Raw genomic sequence first — 19,642 nt, 5'->3', positions numbered from 1 at the left:
GTTGAATGCTAGGCCCGCGTCAATTGAGCGAGGTGGCGATTAAGGCTGCTGCCAATCTGGTGTGTTCCGCCCAAAAACCCGCCTCCAATGTTGCCGGCGATCACCGGGAGCGCGACGATCAGAGCGTCGCCGGCGAGAAAGAACATGTCGAGTTCGTAAAGGCCGATGATCTTAGCTGCGGTCGTGCCCGATAAAGAGATCACGCGCAGCATTATCGCAAGCGAGGCCGCTTCGATCGCGATAACGATGGTTGCCACGATGTTCAGCAGGAGCAAAAGTATCCCGTAGGAGAGGAGTTGACCTACCCATTTCGCAGCCATGTCTCGAGTGCGATCAAAGAGGTAGCCTACAAGGATCAGCGGTCCAATTGCCACCAGCACCTTCGTGAGAATTCCAGCGGAATCGTAGATTGCGAATGCAGTCCAAAGCGCGCCGTAAAAAACCCACTGCGCGCCTTCAAAGGCGAGAATATCTTGGCCGTTCATTGGGCCGATTTCGGATGCTATCCTTTGAAAGTGGAATTGGCTTTGAGCGAATATGATGTCGAGCTTTACTGGGATCTCAACGAATGGAATGTGACTGCCACTGACCCGGTCCACGAAGTTTGGAATCGTGTCCTCAAAGACTGACACGACGTAATCATGGTAGTTCGCCTGCCCCACCACGAGGGCGACAACAAGGGACACCGTGATGACCTTCGTAATGCCACGACGCGTGTCGATTTCACCGCGCATGACCAAAATGCCTTGAACTATTATCCAAAGTGTGACGCACGCCACCAGCGGCGCGCTGACCGCGCTCTGGATCTTCTCCAGTATCATGTTCAGCTTGATGTTAAAGGCCGTATCGAAGATCATGTGAATAGCCGTAAACGGCGCGGCAATTCTGAAAGTCATCGCTCCAACCTGACATGCTTCTCTCCACCTTCGGGGGGACGGGATGCCCGTCCACCCGAGCGATAAAGCCAACTACAAAATTACGGCGCCGGGCCGAACATTGTCGCAGTTTCCTGGCGCTCACGCCGCTGTGTCGTTGCCTCCTCTGCTGCTTGAAGGCGTGCCTGTGCAGTGGTCATCGTCAATAGGCTGGTAGCCTGAGTGTTCTGAATAATCGCGTCGTGGATCTGTTTGAGAATTAGACCGTTCGTGACGGTCGCCTGCATAATGTTCCGCGAACGCGAAAGCTGATTCAGCGTGCTGGCGTTTTCCTTCAAGCGATGATCCATGGCATCCAGATTGTTGGCTGCGGCCCCGGCTGCATTGGAAGAACCTACAATCTGCTCGCGTAAGAGAGACCCTTCCGCGTCGTTACCCCACTTCACATCATTTTCGGCATCCGATGCGATCGCGCGCGCTGTCGCCGATGCCGGCGCCCGAGCAGCAAACATCTGCTTTTCAAGGTGATCCGTAGACGGATAGCGGTTCGGCTGGTTGAGTGAGCTTAAAACCCCGGTGACCGCAAAGGACGTCGTGAACATCTGCACCATTTGTACTGTCTGTTCGAGCAATGCGATTGTGTGAACAAGGTTTTGCGCAGTGTTTGCCGCAGTTAGACCCGACTGGAATTCCGTTGCAGGATCGCTGACGACAAACTGCGCTCGGGCGGGGCCCTGCAGAAGGACGCAAACCGCAAGCGCCGTTGCCGTGAGTTGTGCTATTTTCATGAACATTGCCTCCGTCAGTCTTGTACTTCGTCGTAACGCGCTATGAACTCGTCGAGCCACTCAGAAGGGTCCTCGCCATATGTCTGACGCAGCTGATCGGCAAAGCGCACGGTATTCGCCCGTCCCGAGAGTACGGCGACATATTCGCGCATCTGCCGAAGATCGAATTCGCAGACAACGCTTCCGCTCTCGCGCTTAAGCAAAAACTTGCGGCTCCCGACTGTCATATCCTCACGGATCGCCTGAAATTCTCGTTCGGTACATTTCAGTCCGCCGATATAGGCAGATCGGTCCGCCGTAGGTGATGGGTAAAGGATTTTTGTCATGCATTGCGCGACGAGGCTGGCTCCTAGACGCGACTCCAAGACGTGCTCAGGTTGCTGTGTTGCAAGTATAAGCATGCCGTTGTTCTTGCGCACGGTGAGCAGGAATTTGTCCACAACGGCGGAGAATTGCGGGTTCAACAGATAGAAACGAAACTCGTCGCAGCTCATGACAAATCGGCGGCCATCCACGACAGAGCCCACTCGATGCAAAAGATATGCAGCGGCCGGTGCACACACCTCCTCATACTCCAGGAGTTGCGTCATATCGAAGCCCGTGACCGAGGCATCCAGCCTTACTTCATCGACCTCGCCGTCGAAAGCCCAACCGAGCGCGTTTCCTCTGCACCACCGCTGTAGTCGCGCACCCGCGCCCTCGGATGGACCGTGCAACAAGAATTCGCGAAGGCCTGCGAGTGAGCGCATACCCGGCTCAAACGAAAGCTGCCGAACAATACCTCGCTCCAGGCGACGATTCTCCTCTGGAGTGATGCCGCCGCGTCCGTCGCTCTCGATCAGCGCCACGATCCATTCGCGCAGAAAGTCCCGCGAAGCCGATGTATTGGGCAGGCCCCGCAGAGGCGCCAAGCCGCTCGGCACTCCTCTGCGTAAAGCCAGGTATGTTCCTCCCGTTGCACGTACCAACAGCTCACCACCACGGTCCTTGTCGAAAAAGACGATCGCGCCATTGCGGTGAGCCATGCTCTGCTCGAGCATGGCCAGGATAAAGGTCATGAGCGTCGTTTTGCCCGTACCGATAGGGCCGAATATTGCGGTCATGCCCACGTCGTTCTCATGGGGGACATAATCGAAAGGGGTCCCACCATTGGTGCGAAAGCGCGCAACTGCGTTGCCCCAGTGCCCTCCAACATTGCCGCCAGGAAAATTCTCAAATGAAACCAGGCCGGCAAAATTTCGCGACGTGACCGCCCCGGGGCGCGTGCGCCACTTGAAGTTCCCCGGAAGCTGCGACCAGTAAGCGGCCTCCATACCGATAGTTTCTTGGACGATGACTGCGCCTGCATCCGTCAACCGAGTGCGGGCGTGCGCAGCGCGATCGGCGAGGTGGTTAAGATTATCGGCATAGACGCAAAGACTTAAATGATGCGAACCCATAACGAATTCGTTGCTTGCCAATGCGTCCTCTGCCTGGGCGAGTTCATCGATCTGGGTGATGGCCTTGTCACCGGAACTCATCATTTGACTGGACTTGAGGCTGAGCTTGGCATGAGCCTGTGCACGAGTGAGGAACGAGAAACTTTGGCTTAAAACAAGCGGGAAGTCTGTGGACAACAGCGTGTTGAGCATGCCCGGCCGCGTCTTTGCCGGATATTCACGGAACGAAAAGATGGAGCCTACGTAACTGTCTTGCGGCGTTCGAATCTCTAGCGCCCGCTTGCCGCAGATGACTCGGTCGGTATAGATCGAAGCGCCAAGTGAGCCGCTGACGACTGGAACCGGTGACCAACGGCAAGTCATGATAAGGCGGAGGGCTTCGCCGATCTCCGAGAAAAGCACGTCATCTTTCTCGCGAACACCGAGCCGGCGCAGGCCATACGCGTCGAGTCCGCCAGCAAGCACGTGCCAGAGATCTTCCAGATTGCGCATCTGGCTTGCAAGATCGTTCTCTTTCCTTTTGTGGAACTTAGTGAACCGGCCGCTTATTTTCGCAAGGGGCGCGCGGGGAAACACAATCAAGGTCAGGAAGTGATCGTTGCGAAAAAGTTTGCCGGAGAGCACACGCTGCTCAAAAGCGTCGCTCAGACGACTTGCAAAAACGCTGCGGAACTGCCGAGCTGGCGGCGACGGCACATGGTTATGGCGCACGAGATGAGCGTTTATTGACACATTATCATCGGCGATGTTGCGCAAGAGCGTATTGAACGCGCGGCAGCGTGCATTGCGGATTTCAATATCTTCCAGTTCAAAGGGCAAACCTCTGACATGTGCCATAGTCATGATCGAACCGTCTTCCAAAAGGACCACGTGATCGCTAAGGTGCCCGATATAGGGAAGATAAATTTCCCCAGACCTCTCGGTCGTGCCGCTTGTGCCGAGCATCACACCATTCCTCTTCCGCGCTGCGGCACCTTTATTGGATTGGGGCTGACACTTGCCCCACCCCAAACCTGACCGTCAATGCTTCTGCCGGCACTCTGCAGAAAAAGCAGCACTACGCTCACGGCGTTATAGTCACGCTCGACGATAACGCGCGCTCCGAACCAGAGTGGCACGAGAACAAGTTCGTAAAGGGGGTTCTGGAAGATGACGATCAGAAACCCGGCTGACATCATGAACAACCCGGCCAAGGTCAGCGGCACTCCCAGAAACAATGCCGGTCGGGTGGCCGCCACATAAAGGGTGCTTTCTTCCAGACGCGCATTCATCCGCCGGCCCCAATAAGCGTTTTACCGAGAAAGCTGGCTCCGAACATGATGACGATCCCCCCAACAACGCCGGCAACTAGACCGAGTGAAGCACGACCGAACATCCAGGATAGACCGATGGCGACGATGCCGAGAACTGCCAGTGACTGTCCGAACGGACCAAGGATAAACGTGCATATGTTGTTTAGCATTGTGGCAGGGTCGGCGCTTGAGCCCACCTGGGCCGCAGCGGGCCCGGAGGAGACAAAGCTCCACCCGGCCGCCCCACCAGCGGCGGGCGCATAGGTAACGGCCATGCGCAACGCCGTGTCCAGAAGGCTAAAACGCTTCAAATGCTCGTGGCACCTTTTGAGGAATGTCATTACTTCACCTTTGTGTGGTTCAATCGAATATGAGTTGATTGTCTTCCATTGATTTGCCGTCATTCGGCATCTCTGGAGGATTTGATGAATCGCCGCCGGAACGGTGCCCATGGGGACCCCAGACATCCCACGTTTCTTCAGGCTTCGCCTTTTCGCTGCCTTTCTCCGGCGGGAGGAGTAGCGGAGGCACGATCTTTCGCGCGGCTAACTCAACCTTCCGCACATAACCGTTCGCAAACCCGCGCGTCAGATCCCCAGTATTGTAGGCGGAGATTGCCCGACGAAGCGCGCGTTGTTCTGCCGCGGCAGTCTTGCCGCCCGCGTAGCGGCTCTCAAGCAAGGTCCCTGCAGCCGAGAGTGAGATGCAGGGCTGAAATGCATTTTCGGGCGTGAGACCAAGCGCAGAAAAGTTCGTTGAATTGATCTGCATAAGTCCGACGTCGATCGAATGTCCCGCTTTGAGGCGCTCCTTGACGCTCTGCGTTGCTTCCATCGGATCTTTCCAGTGAAGGGTTTCACCGGTGGTATTGTCATGTGCCGAAAGCGGTTCAAAATCACTTTCAACTTTGGCAATCGCTGCAAGCGTTGATGGAGAAACCCACGGCGAGCATTCGCGGGCGAGCTGGCCGAACTCACGTAAGGACAGTGGTGCTGCTTCGCTTGAGAGATACATGGACGTCAAAAGGACCAGCGAGACTGGCCAAACTACATTCAACATTTCCCCCTGTCCCCTCTATCGCAACCCGTCGGCCGTGATTGGCATCTGTTGTTCGCGATTATGGGAAGGGTCTGTTACTCTTGGATTTTCGAGTCGCTCCTTTCTGTTTCATCTGAAGCAAATGCCGTTCAGGGCGTCAGGCGAGTACCCGATCCAGGAGCATCACCAAAGTGACCTGCTGCGGCTGTCCTGGAACTCAAGTCGGACCAAGCCAGGCAGCTTGCTTCAAAGTTATTCGGCTGTAATCAACTCAAGTGGCGTGATTAATGTAGGCCAACACACGTTGTCGTCATTGCAGGGACTGCGACCTTCCATGCCATCGTCTCGATTTTGAGCAATTTGATGAAGCTTTTGTCGCCCTTGACCATTTGTCTCGTCAGGCTAACGTCGGCACCGGTTCGATAGATGCACACGTCATCGGCAGCTTTGGCGCGCGGGCGATAGGCGATCGCTCTGGGTGTTTATCGTAAGCTCATAAGCTCACGACCAACAGCGCCGCGATCCGAGGCGGGGGATCTCCTGCCTGAATCGCGCCGCTGTCTTGGCTCCCTTCACCTGGCGCGGGCTCTTCAAGGCTATGTCTTGTCCGCGTGGTCGCATACGACCGCCTTCGCGCTCCTCGGATCAGCCCGACACCCGCCGCTCCCTCAAAGGCCGCATCACTACTTGCGCTGGCTTCTCTTGCCTCGCCGCTCGAAACCCGGGACGCGCGCCATGTGAGCGCCCGTGAACCGCCTCGGTCGCCCGGTCGCCAGACACCTTGCGAAAACAAACGTTTATGGGTTGGCGCTTAATTTTTTGGTTGAGCGCTCGCTTACGAGATGAACTTGATCACTCACTCAGCGCGAATACCCTCCAGTCCTCAACCGCTCAGGTGAGGCTGCCGAGAATCCACGCTCGCAAGATCGAACATAAGAGCGCGAGAGCAGCGTTAATGGAAGATGCAGTTTTGCTGACCGGACCGGAGCGGCGTCGGCGAACGGACTTTGAAGATCGCGCCCGTATTCTTGCGGACAGTTTCGCGCCAGACGCCCTGGTTTTCCAACGTGCCCGCGTTTCACCGGTTGGCTCGACAGACCTCACGTAGCTCCTCTCGGCAACCCAGCGGCTTCACCCCGTAGATGCCCGTAGCGGACACCGCTCACTGCCGCGGTTTCAATCGCAAGCGCCGGTGGTCCCAACCGCTAAAAACCTCGGCGGCTGTGGTTGGCGACTCTGTCAATGAGCGGGTGGCGGAGCCGCTCGCCGATCTGGATCCCGGCGATCTGCGCGGTTCCGGCTTTCAGCTCCAGTACAAAATGCGCGCCAACCCGCGGGCAGATGGGCATCGTAGAGAAGGGTCGACCCTTTTCGATCGCACGTATCTTTCCATCTTCGCCGACAAACATGAGATCGAGCGGAATGGCCGTGTTCTGCATCGTGAAACAGCGTGGCTGGCTGTCCTCAAAAACGAACAGCATGCCATGATCGTCGGCCATCGTCGTGCGGAACATCAATCCGCGCCGCCATTCTGCAGGCTCGTCCGCCACTTCTATCGAGAAGCGTTGCTTGCCCGATTTGGTCTCGACCGATAGAGCCGCCGGGTCGGGCGGTAGCAGCAGCGGGTCTCCGGCAAAGACCGTTTGAGCGTTGATGGTGAAGGCCGCCAGCGCGGCGATATTCAGTAAGGGCATGGAAGGATCTCCGGACTATGGTCGGCAGGCCAAGGACGATGGATGCGGGTGGGCTCGGCCGGCGTTGCCGATCATCGCCAAAGTCCTACCTGAGGCGATCCGTGATGCACGTGCCGCCACATGAAGAGCACCGGGCGAAGCCACCGATCCCGGCGCGCCGTCGCACGGCCGGTTGGTCGACACCTGCGCCGTTCGGCACTCTGAGCAAGCGTCGGCGACGCGCACGTTTCGTTCGGGAACTTGCTGCCGCTCCACGCGCCAGCGCTGGTGCGGCCAGTGACACTAGCTGGCGCTGCTGGGTCCAGCCCACATCTCCCCCGCATGACCTTGGCCAGGTGCGTCACCATCCTTACTCCGCAGCCGGTGTGCACATCTAACCACAACACGTTCTAATCCTCGTGCGAATTGCATACGCCAAGGTCCTGGATGACACCGGCTTATGCAGCGCAAGAGCGCAGGCTTGATCGCCGCCCGTGAGTGGCATGTTAAGGTCAGCTCCTCCGACCAGGATGAGGGGCACTGTCTTGAGAGCCGCTTGAACGGCGTCCACGCATTGATGCAGAAGAAAAGACGAACGGTCCGCCACAATGAGATCGGCTATTTTCCCCCTCAAAATCCAGTCGCAAAGACTCTCAAATGTCTTGAACCCGACTGGCTCAAAGCCCAAGGCGGCAATCCTGTCCTCATACAACTCCAGCGCCGCTGGATCGGGCTCTACTATGGCGATGATCTCTCCGTTGCCAAGGGGTGTATTAGAAGCACCAAAAAAACTAGCAGGACTGACTGGCTCGTTCGGGGAGGCTGGTAGATAGATGTCGAAGCGCGTACCGCGCCCAATAGTTGAGCTAACGTCAATGTACCCCGCAAGTGCGCTCACATGACCGTGCACCGCAGCGAGACCGAGTCCCGTTCCGCCGATGCGAGAGCGCGTGGTGAAAAAGGGCTCAAAAATATGTGGCAGTACGGCTTCAGCAATGCCTTCGCCTGTGTCTGCGACGGACAGGAGGACATAGTCCCCAGATGGCAGATCGCCATAAGCAAGTATCTTCGATTGACGGACAACAGCGCGAGAAACGCTGACCTCAATGCAGCCTTCATCGGTGAACGCCTCCGAGCCGTTTTTGCAGAGATTCATCAGGATCTGCTGTATCTCGAGTGGGCTCCCTTCGATGACTGTTCGCTTCTCGTCAATTTTGAAATTCAGCTTTACATCCGCTCGAAGCGCTACGCGCAGCAACGGAGCTAGATCCATCACTACCTCGGACACGTCGAAGGGCTTGATCACACGTTCCCGGTTTCGGCTCAGCGCCAAAATCTGGTCGATAATCAGCCTCGCTCTGTCGCCTGCCGAGATGATTTGGTCGATGTAACCTCGAGTTCTTGAGGGGCGACGCAGAAGACTGTGGGCCATCTCGGCGTAGCCGAGGATAGCCCCTAGTATGTTGTTGAATTCATGCGCGATACCACCTGCAAGTGTGCCGACGGCTTTCAGCCGTTCCGCATGCTCCAACCGCTTCTCCAGCAGGCTGCATTCGGTCTGCCTACGTTGAAGATCCAGGTAGTTGCAGACACGGGCAGTCGCGCACTCAAGAAGTTGGATCTCACTAGAAGAGGGCTGGAAACCGCCTCCCTCGTAGAGAAGGCAACAAACCGCGATGAGTGGATCTGAGACCTTGAAGACAAGCAACTGACAAAGCCCCGGTGTACATTCAGCAAAGCAGCCACCGTTTTGCGCTGGAAACAGGCGAAACACGGGCTTGCGCTCCTCCGCTTGGGCAAGAGGCGCGACTTCAAGAAGCCAAGCATCATTCCAGGTAGGCGCAGGAGTATTGGCGGCAAAACACTCGGCAACACACCCCGCACTCACGTCCACCAGTGCGAGCGCGCACTGATCAGCATTGAAAAAGCGCTGGACAACTTGCAGTGCCCCTTGGGTGGAGGCGGTTAGCGAAGCCTCTGTTGCCGCACGACCTTCGAAGCAAGCCCCAATCTCCCTGGTTGCTGCTTGAAATTCCAAGCGCCTTGCCAATCGATCCGTCTGCAGACGCAGCCTGGAGAATAGCGCGATTATACAGAAGCAAAGGCCTATAGAAATCGCCACTAGGAAAACATGTGCCCGCTGCTCACTCACATTGAGCAAGCTGTAGCCTTTCAGATATTCGCGCTCCAGTTCTGCAGCTTTGTCGATAGTGTCGGATGACGCGATCGCGTTTACAGCGTCCTTCACCTGCGGCAGCAAGGAAAGGATAACTCGCCCATGGCGAGCAAGCGAATGTTTAATGGCTTCGTCCTCGCCTGTCGTCGCCTGAAGCCGGTCGAGATATTGATCGATCCGTGACGCAAGGCTCGAGCTCGGCCTCAGCGAAAACCCCAGGATCAGGTTGCCCAGTTCGAAAGGCAGTGTAGTACCAGAAACGTCGGTTTCCGACGGCAATTTCGCAAGCAAGCTCAGCGACTGGACGAAGCTACTGAGAGAAGCTTGCAAGATCACGTCTTGCGCGCCCATAGCTTCCACGGCCGCATCAGTCCTTTCGACTGAAGACTTTACCTGACTAAGCAGGTGAGAGAGGTCACCGGCGTTCTCAAGAGCCGCCCTTTCAAATAATGGTTCTAGCTTTGTCACGCTCTTCCGCAGGGCCCCTATGGTGGCGGGAAGAAGTTGGTAATCCCCCGGGGTGCCGGCACGGGCGCGGAGGACGTCACGTTGCAGTAATGCACAATTGACCTGAATTTTCTCGAGCTCACTTAGGATAGTCTGGCTGGTCTGTTCGTCCTGCCAGCGTGTTATCCCCAGCACCGCAAACAACAAAGTCACAAGCACCAACATTAGGACAAGGATGGCACTGAGTCTTTTCTCCCTTGGGGACGGCGAATAACCATCCGCGTTTTTCCCCCTCTCCGAACACCGGGCCTCGAAGATCAGCTCAGTTTCAATCTGGTGGGTGAACGGCCACTGCTGCGTTAGGAAAGCCACTGTGGCCTCCATTCAGCAGACATCGCGTGCCCGCGACGATACGCCATAGCCTTGCGGCATCGAACGCCGCACGTTCGGGTGGGGCCACGGAAAGTTGCCCGCCTTACTGGGGCTCGAAGGAATTGCATCTGGCGACGAATGACACTCTATTTCCCTTGGACATTCGAGCGGACGTTCGGCGCCACGGGAATCTGCACCTCTGTGGTGCTGAATATCTGGGCACCTCTCGCTCTGTTTCAGCCAGAGGTGCTTGACATGCAAGAACGAGCTTTACGCGTAAATAGCGCCTACACGGTGAACGTGACCCGCTATAAAGCTCATCGCCCCCAGTTTGAGCGTTCTCTGCTTCTCGACGAAGATGCTAGATCCGCACGTGCGTCATTGTCGGCCCTGTTGAGGCGCTCTGCGGTCGGACGCATCTCGCTGAGTTCCGCTCGAGAAATGGGTCCCTGACCTCCTGCGTGCCCAAGAGCTTGAGCGCGAGCCTCCTCGATCCTACGGTCCAAATTTGAAAGCGACGGCTCTGCCGCGTGTCGAGCTGCAGACGGTGCAAGCGGCTCTACACCGGGAAGCGCACTGACGCTCTGCAAGTGGTCGACTGGCAGTTGCGCCTGTTGCTCTGCGTTCAGGTGGTGGTACCCTTTTAAAAGGGCACGGGCAGCATTGTGCTGGGTGGGTAGGTCTGGCGGATCTGTGACCAACTGAACTGCCCGATTAACAAGACGATCTCTATTTCCACTGTCCAGGTCACCTAGGTAGTCTCCTACCTTGGAGAGCGCCATTGCTTGAACTCTCGGGGGATCAATGTCCAGAATGCGATCGACGGCGGCTGTTTTTCTCTCAGGAGTCTGAAATTTGAATGTTGGCGCAATTACGGGAGCTACAGCCTGTGCGAACACACGGTCTGCCGGGCCTTCGTCCAGCGCGACATCGGCCACGGCCCTGTCGTGCAACGCCCTGGCTGCGCTGCCGAGCTGGTTGATCCGCCCGTGAAACTGTCCCACTGGGCTTGCCTGAACCGCCTCTCTTGTTGAGCGGCTCGTTAGCTCGAAGTTCGTTAGGTTATTTGCCGTTTCAGCTGTATCGTGGGTAGGTAGACGGCTTGCTACCTCGGCCACCAGGTCGTTTGGAAAATGAGTGTTCCGTTCGGCACCGCCGCCATCTCGGACTGAATTGCCCTCGACACGTCTCCGCTGTCTTTCGCGTTCCATTGGTCACACTCCGACGTTGTTTCTACAGCTCCAAGGCTAACATCGAAGAGTGACCCGCTAAACGGATATTGCGTTACAGTTGTAGTTCTCCGTGAGGCGTCAAATCCAAACCTACGAGCCTGCCGAAGCACCGACTTCCTTAATTGAAATTGCGTTGGCTCCCGAGCCGGAACTTCCAGGTTATTGGATTCTCCGTCGATGCGCGGGCCAGAGAATTCGGGTCCTTTCGAAATTTTCTATCACTGAGTACGTGCTGCGATAAGAGGTCATGAGTAGGGAACGCGCAGTCAGATTTCGGCCTCCGGGATCGACTGCAAACCATACTGAAGGTCGATGGTCCATTCGCGCCGGAGACATGTCGGATCGGCGTTCTCTTTCGCGGTGAGAGGCTCACATTTCATGGCGGGCCGTCGCCGTGGCATGTCGTCTTGCCTGTTCCTCACTGGATAGAACAACAGGTCAATGAATTTATTTTCCTCCATTCCGCAGAAGTTAAGACAAAACAAACTCGCTTTTCTATTTGCGTTTATCTCGAGTACAGCAGATGAGCAAACATGAGTTTTAAATTACGAGCTTGCTCTACAAAATTACATTTGTAACAAAATTATTTACATATGTTCTTGATTATATTTCCTTAAACGCGGTAGCCTGCATTAAGCGTAATCTTCTGCTCTTCACAAAGGCGCCGTGATTGGGATTGGGGCCCGTCATGCAATCGCTCGACCCATACGGTGGATCAATGACTTCAGGCAAGAATGCGGCTTCAAGCATAATTCTAAGCATCATGTGTTCACTGGCTGCAGGTTTTTGTACGGCGAGTCTGTACGCAACATTTCGCCACGGATTCAGCAGTGAAGCGATGATGACATTCGACATTCTCGCCTTTTGGTACGAGACGCCTTTCTATTTGGGTTACACAACCCCCGCCTTCTATCGAGGCTTGGCTGTTGTCGTCGTTACGTCTGGCCTCGTTCTGCTAATCCAGCGAACCGTATGCCCGGCCGATCGCGAACATTACGGCACGGCGCGCTGGGCTGGATTGGACGAAATGCGGCGCGCGGGCTATCTCCAACGATACAGTCGCATCAGCGGCCCGGTATTTGGGAAGACAAGCCGCCCTTCTTGGCCTGGATATTACCTGACCAACGGGGAGCAGCCTCACAGCCTCGTTGTTGCACCGACCCGCGCTGGCAAAGGCGTGGGCGTCGTCATTCCAACGCTACTTACGTTCAGAGGATCGGTGATCGCACTGGATGTTAAGGGGGAGCTATTTGAGCTCACCTCCAGAGCACGTAAAGCCGGTGGCGATCATGTGTTCAAATTCACACCGCTGGACCCGGAGCGCCGGACGAACTGCTACAATCCTCTCCTGGATATCATGACCCTGTCTCCAGAGCGGCAGTTCATAGAGGCGCGTCGCTTGGCGGCGAACCTCATTACGGCCAAGGGGGAGGGCGCGGAAGGTTTCATCAACGGCGCACGAGATCTTTTTGTCGCCGGTGTACTGGCCTGCATTGAACGTGGCACGCCAACAATCGGAGCCGTTTACGACCTTTATGCTCAGCCGGGGGAGAAATATAAGCTTTTCGCGCGGCTCGCGGCGGAAACCCAGAACAAAGAGGCTCAGCAAATCTTCGATAACATGGCGGGCAACGACACGAAAATCCTGACCTCTTACACTTCAGTGCTAGGCGACGGAGGGCTCAACCTGTGGGCAGATCCGCTGGTTAAAGCGGCGACAAGCCGATCAGACTTCTCAATCTATGATCTGCGCCGTCGAAGAACTTGCATTTATCTTTGCGTCAGTCCAAACGATCTCGAGGTGCTCGCGCCACTGATGCGCCTACTGTTTCAGCAGATCGTATCTGTTTTACAGCGCTCGCTGCCTGGCAAGGATGAGAAGCACGAGGTGCTATTCCTGCTCGATGAATTCAAGCACTTGGGCAAGCTGGAGACGATTGAGACAGCCATTACGACCATCGCGGGCTACAAGGGCCGCTTTATGTTCATCATCCAGAGCCTTTCGGCACTGACGGGCACATACGACGAGGCCGGCAAGCAAAACTTCCTCAGCAATACTGGTGTGCAGGTCTTCATGGCCACGGCCGATGACGAGACGCCGGCTTATATTTCGGAAGCTATCGGTGACTATACGTTTCAAGCACGCTCAATTTCCCACGGTCGAGGCCTCGATCGCAATATTCAGATTTCAGGTCAAGGGGCACCGCTATTGCGACCCGAACAGGTGCGCCTGCTGGATGACGAATGCCAGATAGTCCTTATCAAGGGAAAGCCACCACTAAAACTACAAAAGGTGCGATACTATTCCGATCGAATCCTGAAGCGCATCTTTGAAAGCCAGACTGGAGGCCTTCCGGAGCCAGCATGCTTGACGATGTCGGAAGAGGATCACAGACCATGCGAGATGACCGCAGTTGCAACAGCAGTCAACCAGGTTCTCTCGTAAACCATCCGGCCAGGGCCGCAGGTTAGGCAGCCTGATGTTGTAGGGACTTCGTTGGCTGCAAATTCCAGAGCAATTGCTCGAGCCTGGTGATCTGGGTGTCGGCGATACGAGCGAGCACGTCGGCAAGCCATGCCTGCGGATCGACGTCGTTAAGCTTGGCGCTCATGATCAGCGTCGCCATGAAGACGGCACGATCGGCACCACGATCAGAGCCGGCAAGGAGCCACGATTTTCTGCTCATGCTGCGCTTCCTTTCCTGATGCTTGTGGCTGTTCTCGCAGACCCCGTTCTATCATCAGCTCGAAGCGGTAGCGCCTCTTCAGCCTCCACAGCTGCAGCGCAAGCCGAATACATCTGGGATATTCCCATGACAGAGCAGCTTGTTGAGGTGATTACGTCGGTCGAGCGTCGCCGGCTCTGGTCTCGTGAGGAGAAGGAGCGAAGGAGCGGCTGGCCATCATATTCCTCTTAGTGAGCTGCCATCGCCGCAGCGCCAAGTTCGCAAGTGCGACTACGAGTTCCGCAAAAGCGATGGCGCACAATACTGACGTTGCCGATCAACATGCGGCAAAGCCTTCAATGACACTTTTAAGGAGAACGAGACAAATACCGTGCCAGTTGAAACTAGCGTGTTTGGCTTCAATACCGCTCTGTCGCATGTCTGACATTGTCTGACATCAAGGGGGCTTGTCCTACACGACTTCCCACTGGCTCGTACAAGCCGTTGAAATTCAATGTTCCCTTTAAACGTATGTGACTGGCACACCTGTTGCTGAGAAGAGGGGCGAAGCCGGTTTTAACCGCTTCGACACGTGAGGCTTTTCGAAAGGCGAAACATGCGAGCCACATTTGTGAACCAGCTTGATGATGGCAATGACCCTGCTACGGTGACCACCATGGGGGCTTCTGGCCAGATGACCACGGTCGCCAAGGCGATCGATTCCAACCCCAATCAGGCTCCCGAGCATGCCGCCGATCCTCGCGCCTATCTGAACGAGATCGACGGCGACAGGGCGATGACCTGGGTCAAAACGCGTAACCTGTCAACCGTCGACAAGCTGTCGAAAGATCCTCGGTACAGCGAATACCTGGCCGACATTCTGAACATCCTACAGGCCACCGATCGGATTGCTTCGCCCCGGTTCGCGCACGGCGGAATGATCGATAACTTCTGGCGGGACGGCACGCACGTGCAGGGCCTGTGGCGACGTACGACCTGGGAATCCTACAGGTCCGGCGACCCGCAATGGCGCACCATTCTCGATATCGATGCGCTGTCCAAGGCCGAGGGAAAGACCTGGGTGTTCAAAGGCGGGGACTGCCTGCCCCCCGCCAACAATCTCTGCCTGATCCGCCTGTCCGATGGCGGCAAGGATGCGGATGTGGTGCGCGAATTCGACGTTGCCAAGGGTGAATTCATTAAGGACGGCTTCGTCCTGCCCGAATGCAAGCAGTGGGTGACCTGGGTGGACGAGAACACCATCTATGTGACCCGGGAATGGACGCCGGGGGAAGTGACCGCTTCCGGCTACGCCTACGTCACCAAGGTGCTGAAGCGAGGGCAGAGCCTGGATCAGGCGGTCGAGATCTTCCGCGGCGACAAGAAGGACGTCTCGGCTCGGCGCGGCGTGCTGCGCGACTTCGACGGCAATTATGTGATGGACACCTCCTATCGCGGCCTCGACTTCTTCAATACCGAGCGAGCGTTCTACCCGAACGGCCACACCGACACCCAAAAGGTGGTCCTGCCCCTCCCGACCAGGGCCACTTTTGACGGCTACTACAAGGGCCAGGCAATCTATCGGTTGAAGTCGGACTGGACCTCGGCCAAGGGCACCGTTTTCCACAATGGCGCGATTATCGCTTTCGATCTCAAGGCGGCGCTCGCCGATCCAGCGCACGTCGAACCGCTTGTGCTGTTCATGCCAAACGAGCATCAGTCTGTCAAAAGTATTACTCAAACCAAGAACCGTCTCGTGCTGTCGATCCTGTCGAATGTCAGCAGCGAGGTGCGCAGCTTCGATTTCGGTAAGGGCGGCTGGTCGTCCTTCAAGGTGGCCCTGCCGGAAAATTCGACCCTGTCGGTGACGTCCAGCGACAATGAGAGTGATCAGCTGTTCGTCTTCTCAACAGGGTTCCTCGAACCTTCGACCCTGTTTCGCGCCGATGCTGCAAGCGGCACAGTCGAGAAGATCAGGTCGGCCCCGGAACGCTTCGATGCCGAAGGCCTGCAAGTCCAGCAGTTCTTTGCGACCTCGAAGGATGCCACGAAGGTTCCGTATTTCCTCGTGGCGCGCAGGGATGTCAAGCTGGACGGCACGAACCCGACCATCCTCTACGCCTATGGCGGTTTCGGAATTCCAGTGTTGCCCAACTATTCGCCGGCGCTGGGCAAGCTATGGCTGGAAAAGGGCGGTGCCTTCGCGCTGGCCAATATTCGCGGCGGCGGCGAATTCGGACCGAAATGGCACGAAGCTGCTTTGAAGACCGATCGTCGGCGCGCTTTTGACGACTTCCAGGCCGTGGCGCAGGATCTGATCGCAAGGAAGGTCACCTCGACACCGCATCTCGGGATCATGGGCGGCTCGAACGGCGGCCTGCTCATGGGCGTGCAATTGACCGAGCGCCCCGATCTATGGAACGCGGTCGTGATCCAGGTGCCGCTTCTCGACATGGTCAATTTCACCCACATGTCGGCAGGAGCCTCCTGGCAGGGCGAATATGGCAATCCAGACGACCCAGTCGAAGGCGCCTTCCTGCGCTCGATCTCGCCTTATCATAATGTCAGGGCGGGCGTGGCCTATCCCGAACCGTTCTTCGAGACATCGACAAAGGATGACCGCGTCGGTCCGGTGCACGCGCGCAAGATGGCCGCCTTGTTTGAAGATATGGGGCTGCCCTTCTACTATTATGAAAATATTGAGGGCGGTCACGCCGGCGCCGCCAACCTGCAGGAACAAGCCCGCCGCTACGCGCTCGAATACACCTACCTGTCTCAAAAGCTCATGGACAACACATGAATCCATAAGCCTTAGGCCGTGCGGGCCGATTTGAGCAAGATGAAGCCGGCGGCGAGGGCGGAGACTTGGGGCGCGCACGACGGGTGGAACCAAAAAATCTGCACCAGATGCGCCGACAAATCCCGCCGTTCGCCAACAGCGCGCCAATAACGCGCCCCCGCGCACCCCTCCATGGATACTATGCACGCAAGCCACGTCGCCAGGGCCGCAGGTTAGGCAGCCTGATGCTGTAGGAACTTTGTTGCCTGTCAATTCCACGGGAGCAATTGCCCGAGCCTGGTGATCGGGGTGTCGGCGGTGTGAGCGAGCACGTCGGCAAGCCATGCCTGCGGATCGACGTCGTTAAGCTTGGCGCTCATGATCAGCGTCGCGAGAGTCCCGTCGCCCATGGGTAGCCTCTTTGCGTTTGTAGCACGGTCGGCAAAGACATTCAGGTCTCCAGAGCTCACGGGGCGTCAGCTTCACCCCACCGCTGTGTTCAGAGATCAGCCGGCGTTGCTTTGAAGCGTCGAGTCATGGGACCGGACCGGAGCGCGTTTTAACGATCGAGGCAGAACAGGAGCCGTTAACTGGACACGGCATGACGCGCCGCTGCTACACCTGTCTGAATGCCAGAACCGCGTTTGTGCCTCCCATGGCGAACGCGTTGCTCAACGCTACTCGTACCTCTCGTTCGCGGGGCACATTTGGCGTGACGTCGAGATCGCATTTTGGATCATGCTCGTTGTAGTTTGCCGTGGGCGGGACAATCCCATCGCGGATAGCCATCACACAGGCAATCATTTCGAGCGCGCTTGCTGCACCGAGACAATGTCCATGCATAGATTTGGTGGACGAGACCGACATCGAGCGAGTATGATCCCCAAAAACCCGCTTGATCGCCGCCGTCTCAACCTCATCATTCGCTTTGGTGCCGGTGCCGTGTGCGTTGAGATAGTCGACATCATCGGCATTCAGCCCGGCGTCTTGAAGGCACTGACGCATCGCAGCCTCTGGCCCTTCGGCAATCGGTGCAACAATATGGAAGGCGTCCGCCGAAAGGCCAATGCCGGCGATCTCAGCCAGGATCGTTGCACCGCGCGCTTTTGCATGTTGATAGCTTTCCAGCACAGCCATACCAGCACCCTCTCCGAGTACCACGCCCTTTCTGTCTGCAGAGAAGGGGCGGCAAGTGTCCGGTGCAAGAACGCGCAACGCTTCCCATGATTTTAGTACACCCCATACGAGCGGTGCATCGCTACCGCCGGCAATCATGACGTCGGCTCGGCCGAGCCTGATCAGGTCCACCGCCGAGGCGATTGCATTGTTGGCGGAGGCGCACGCGGCAGTGACGCCGAAAACTGGCCCGCGCAAGCCCAGATGGATGCTAACTTGGCCCGCAGCGGCACCAGGCATCACTCTCGGAACAGTGAGGATCCCGGTCCGCTTGGCGCCGTCCAAAAGCAGGGCGCGGTAATTTTCCTCAACTGCCTCGGAGCCACAAATGCCGACGCCAACAGTTGCACCATAGCGATCGGCATTCCATTCGTCACAGGAAAGCCCCGCCTGCTCTACCGCCTCACGGGCAGCAAGCACAGCAAGTAGGCTGAAACGATCCATGGAGGCGAGTTGCTTTTTGCAGATGTCGTGCTCCGGCAGTACTTTGATCTCGGCACCGATAATGCCGTCTAGCTCATAAAGCTCGGCATTGGAGATCGGCCCGATGGCGGAAATGCCAGCACACATGCCTCGCCAAATGGAGGCCGCATTGCTGCCGAGGGCGCATAGCCCGCCGACCCCGGTAATGACGACGCGTTTATCCATTCAAGACACCTTTGCCATTAAGGTACGCAGGGCTTCCACCAAATCGCCGACGGTATGAAGATTTGACCAGGCATCCGCTATGTTCATGTGGATCTCAACGTTATTGGCTTCCTCGAGGTCCCAGAGAAGATCCGCCAGGTCGAGTGAATCAAGGCCGAGCGAGGTTAGTTCCGTAGCGACTGTTATTTCTTCGCAATCCGCCGATGTAGCTGCCCCGGCGCGCTTCCTGATTGTAGCTATAACGTCTTCAACGAGTTGATCGGACACACCGGTTCCTTCCATTATACGTTTCGATCTCGAGGCCGTGTTAATACTGGTCGGCATACTTCGAATGCTGCGCCTCTCGAATCTCGCATGGCGAGCTAAGTGGATTACGATTGAACTGGAATGAACATGCATGGATTCTGGTATAGAGAGCAAAATTCATAGAAAATCACTTGTATGTTAAGTACATTTTATATGCACCATCGACTAAGATTTGGAAAATAGATTGTTTGGATAGAACGCATTTATGTTATCTATATACTGAACACTTTTTGCTCGGAGATTACCCCTGCAAAGGTAACGCGGCGCGCTATAGAAGCTACCGACCCAGTGCATGGCGGCGAGCAAGAACAAGCCGACTCGCACGTGTGAGTCTTGCTTGTAAGCTCGCCTCTCGGACCTGCCATCCCGCCATTGCTTCCGTCCCTTGCTTCCTTCCCTTGCGTCCTGCGGCAGAGTGCTGGTAGTGCATCGATACCGATGGTGCAAAGGGCCGGTAACCTCGTTTGCCCGCGCTGGGTCTTGGGCGCGTCAGGATCCGAGACAGCGAAAATTGCTCCAAATGTTGCCGGGTTCACACTCTCCTGACCGCTATTCCTCAGAAACGTGCGTAACCGGCACCGCCGTCTGTTTGTAGCGTCCGTGACAACTATAGTTCGACCGGGTTTCCTGCTCCTCATTTAAACGGTTGATATTGCGCTTCATTCTTGCCTGAGCGCCTCTTCGCGTAATTGGCACGAGTTTTGAAACCTCTCGTCGCGACGCGTCACGCCTCCC

The 19,642-nt window shown here is 56.6% G+C and carries 12 protein-coding genes and 2 pseudogenes; 2 read left to right on the top strand and 12 right to left on the bottom strand.

The window, feature by feature from the left end; translation table 11 throughout:
- Window positions 1-8: 8 nt before the first annotated feature.
- The 8 genes from SINAR_RS0129050 to SINAR_RS0129005 form a co-directional block, all read right to left on the bottom strand.
- Window positions 9-896 (bottom strand): type IV secretion system protein, encoded by an 888-nt coding sequence (locus SINAR_RS0129050; RefSeq protein WP_028002349.1) that lies wholly within the window; start codon window positions 894-896, stop codon window positions 9-11.
- 80 nt (window positions 897-976) lie between these two features.
- Entirely contained in the window at window positions 977-1,663 is a 687-nt protein-coding gene (locus tag SINAR_RS0129045) for a TrbJ/VirB5 family protein (RefSeq protein WP_028002348.1), read from the bottom strand.
- A gap of 14 nt (window positions 1,664-1,677) precedes the next feature.
- A complete protein-coding gene (gene virB4 / locus SINAR_RS0129040) occupies window positions 1,678-4,047 on the bottom strand; it encodes a type IV secretion/conjugal transfer ATPase VirB4 (RefSeq protein WP_028002347.1) in 2,370 nt (789 codons plus the stop codon).
- Window positions 4,047-4,373 carry a type IV secretion system protein VirB3 gene (locus SINAR_RS0129035; RefSeq protein WP_028002346.1) on the bottom strand — a complete coding sequence of 109 codons (327 nt, stop codon included), beginning with the start codon at window positions 4,371-4,373 and terminating at the stop codon, window positions 4,047-4,049. Before SINAR_RS0129035 ends, virB4 begins: the two co-directional genes overlap by 1 nt.
- A complete protein-coding gene (gene virB2 / locus SINAR_RS0129030) occupies window positions 4,370-4,735 on the bottom strand; it encodes a pilin major subunit VirB2 (RefSeq protein ID WP_050577591.1) in 366 nt (121 codons plus the stop codon). Before virB2 ends, SINAR_RS0129035 begins: the two co-directional genes overlap by 4 nt.
- A gap of 19 nt (window positions 4,736-4,754) precedes the next feature.
- Window positions 4,755-5,453, bottom strand: a complete 699-nt coding sequence (locus SINAR_RS0129025) for a type IV secretion system lytic transglycosylase VirB1 (protein WP_028002344.1) — start codon at window positions 5,451-5,453, stop codon at window positions 4,755-4,757.
- Window positions 5,454-6,637: 1,184 nt separating this feature from the next.
- Window positions 6,638-7,126 (bottom strand): DUF192 domain-containing protein, encoded by a 489-nt coding sequence (locus tag SINAR_RS01000000133995; RefSeq protein WP_033058206.1) that lies wholly within the window; start codon window positions 7,124-7,126, stop codon window positions 6,638-6,640.
- A gap of 373 nt (window positions 7,127-7,499) precedes the next feature.
- Window positions 7,500-10,100 (bottom strand): two-component system VirA-like sensor kinase, encoded by a 2,601-nt coding sequence (locus tag SINAR_RS0129005; RefSeq protein ID WP_028002343.1) that lies wholly within the window; start codon window positions 10,098-10,100, stop codon window positions 7,500-7,502.
- 1,950 nt (window positions 10,101-12,050) lie between these two features.
- On the opposite strand from SINAR_RS0129005, the gene virD4 reads away from it, so the two are divergent.
- Complete coding sequence (gene virD4, locus SINAR_RS01000000133990) at window positions 12,051-13,778, top strand: type IV secretion system ATPase VirD4 (RefSeq protein ID WP_050577590.1); 1,728 nt, start codon at window positions 12,051-12,053, stop codon at window positions 13,776-13,778.
- Window positions 13,779-13,800: 22 nt separating this feature from the next.
- Here virD4 and SINAR_RS01000000133985 read toward each other — a convergent pair.
- A pseudogene (locus SINAR_RS01000000133985) lies at window positions 13,801-14,013 on the bottom strand (transposase domain-containing protein); the annotation flags it as partial.
- Between the two features lie 601 nt (window positions 14,014-14,614).
- Here SINAR_RS01000000133985 and SINAR_RS0128985 point away from each other — a divergent pair.
- Window positions 14,615-16,798 carry a prolyl oligopeptidase family serine peptidase gene (locus SINAR_RS0128985; protein ID WP_028002341.1) on the top strand — a complete coding sequence of 728 codons (2,184 nt, stop codon included), beginning with the start codon at window positions 14,615-14,617 and terminating at the stop codon, window positions 16,796-16,798.
- Window positions 16,799-17,046: 248 nt separating this feature from the next.
- Here SINAR_RS0128985 and SINAR_RS1000000135890 read toward each other — a convergent pair.
- The 3 genes and pseudogenes from SINAR_RS1000000135890 to SINAR_RS0128970 all read right to left on the bottom strand — a co-directional run.
- Window positions 17,047-17,166 (bottom strand): annotated as a pseudogene (locus SINAR_RS1000000135890) (transposase domain-containing protein); the annotation flags it as partial.
- Window positions 17,167-17,392: 226 nt separating this feature from the next.
- On the bottom strand, window positions 17,393-18,601 hold the full coding sequence (locus SINAR_RS0128975; protein ID WP_028002340.1) for a beta-ketoacyl-[acyl-carrier-protein] synthase family protein: 1,209 nt from the start codon (window positions 18,599-18,601) through the stop codon (window positions 17,393-17,395).
- Window positions 18,602-18,883 (bottom strand): phosphopantetheine-binding protein, encoded by a 282-nt coding sequence (locus SINAR_RS0128970; protein WP_419761335.1) that lies wholly within the window; start codon window positions 18,881-18,883, stop codon window positions 18,602-18,604.
- Window positions 18,884-19,642 lie beyond the last annotated feature (759 nt).

The organism is Sinorhizobium arboris LMG 14919 (assembly GCF_000427465.1).
In the GTDB taxonomy this organism is placed as follows: Bacteria; Pseudomonadota; Alphaproteobacteria; order Rhizobiales; family Rhizobiaceae; genus Sinorhizobium; species Sinorhizobium arboris.
This window is presented reverse-complemented; position numbering and strand designations above follow the sequence as displayed.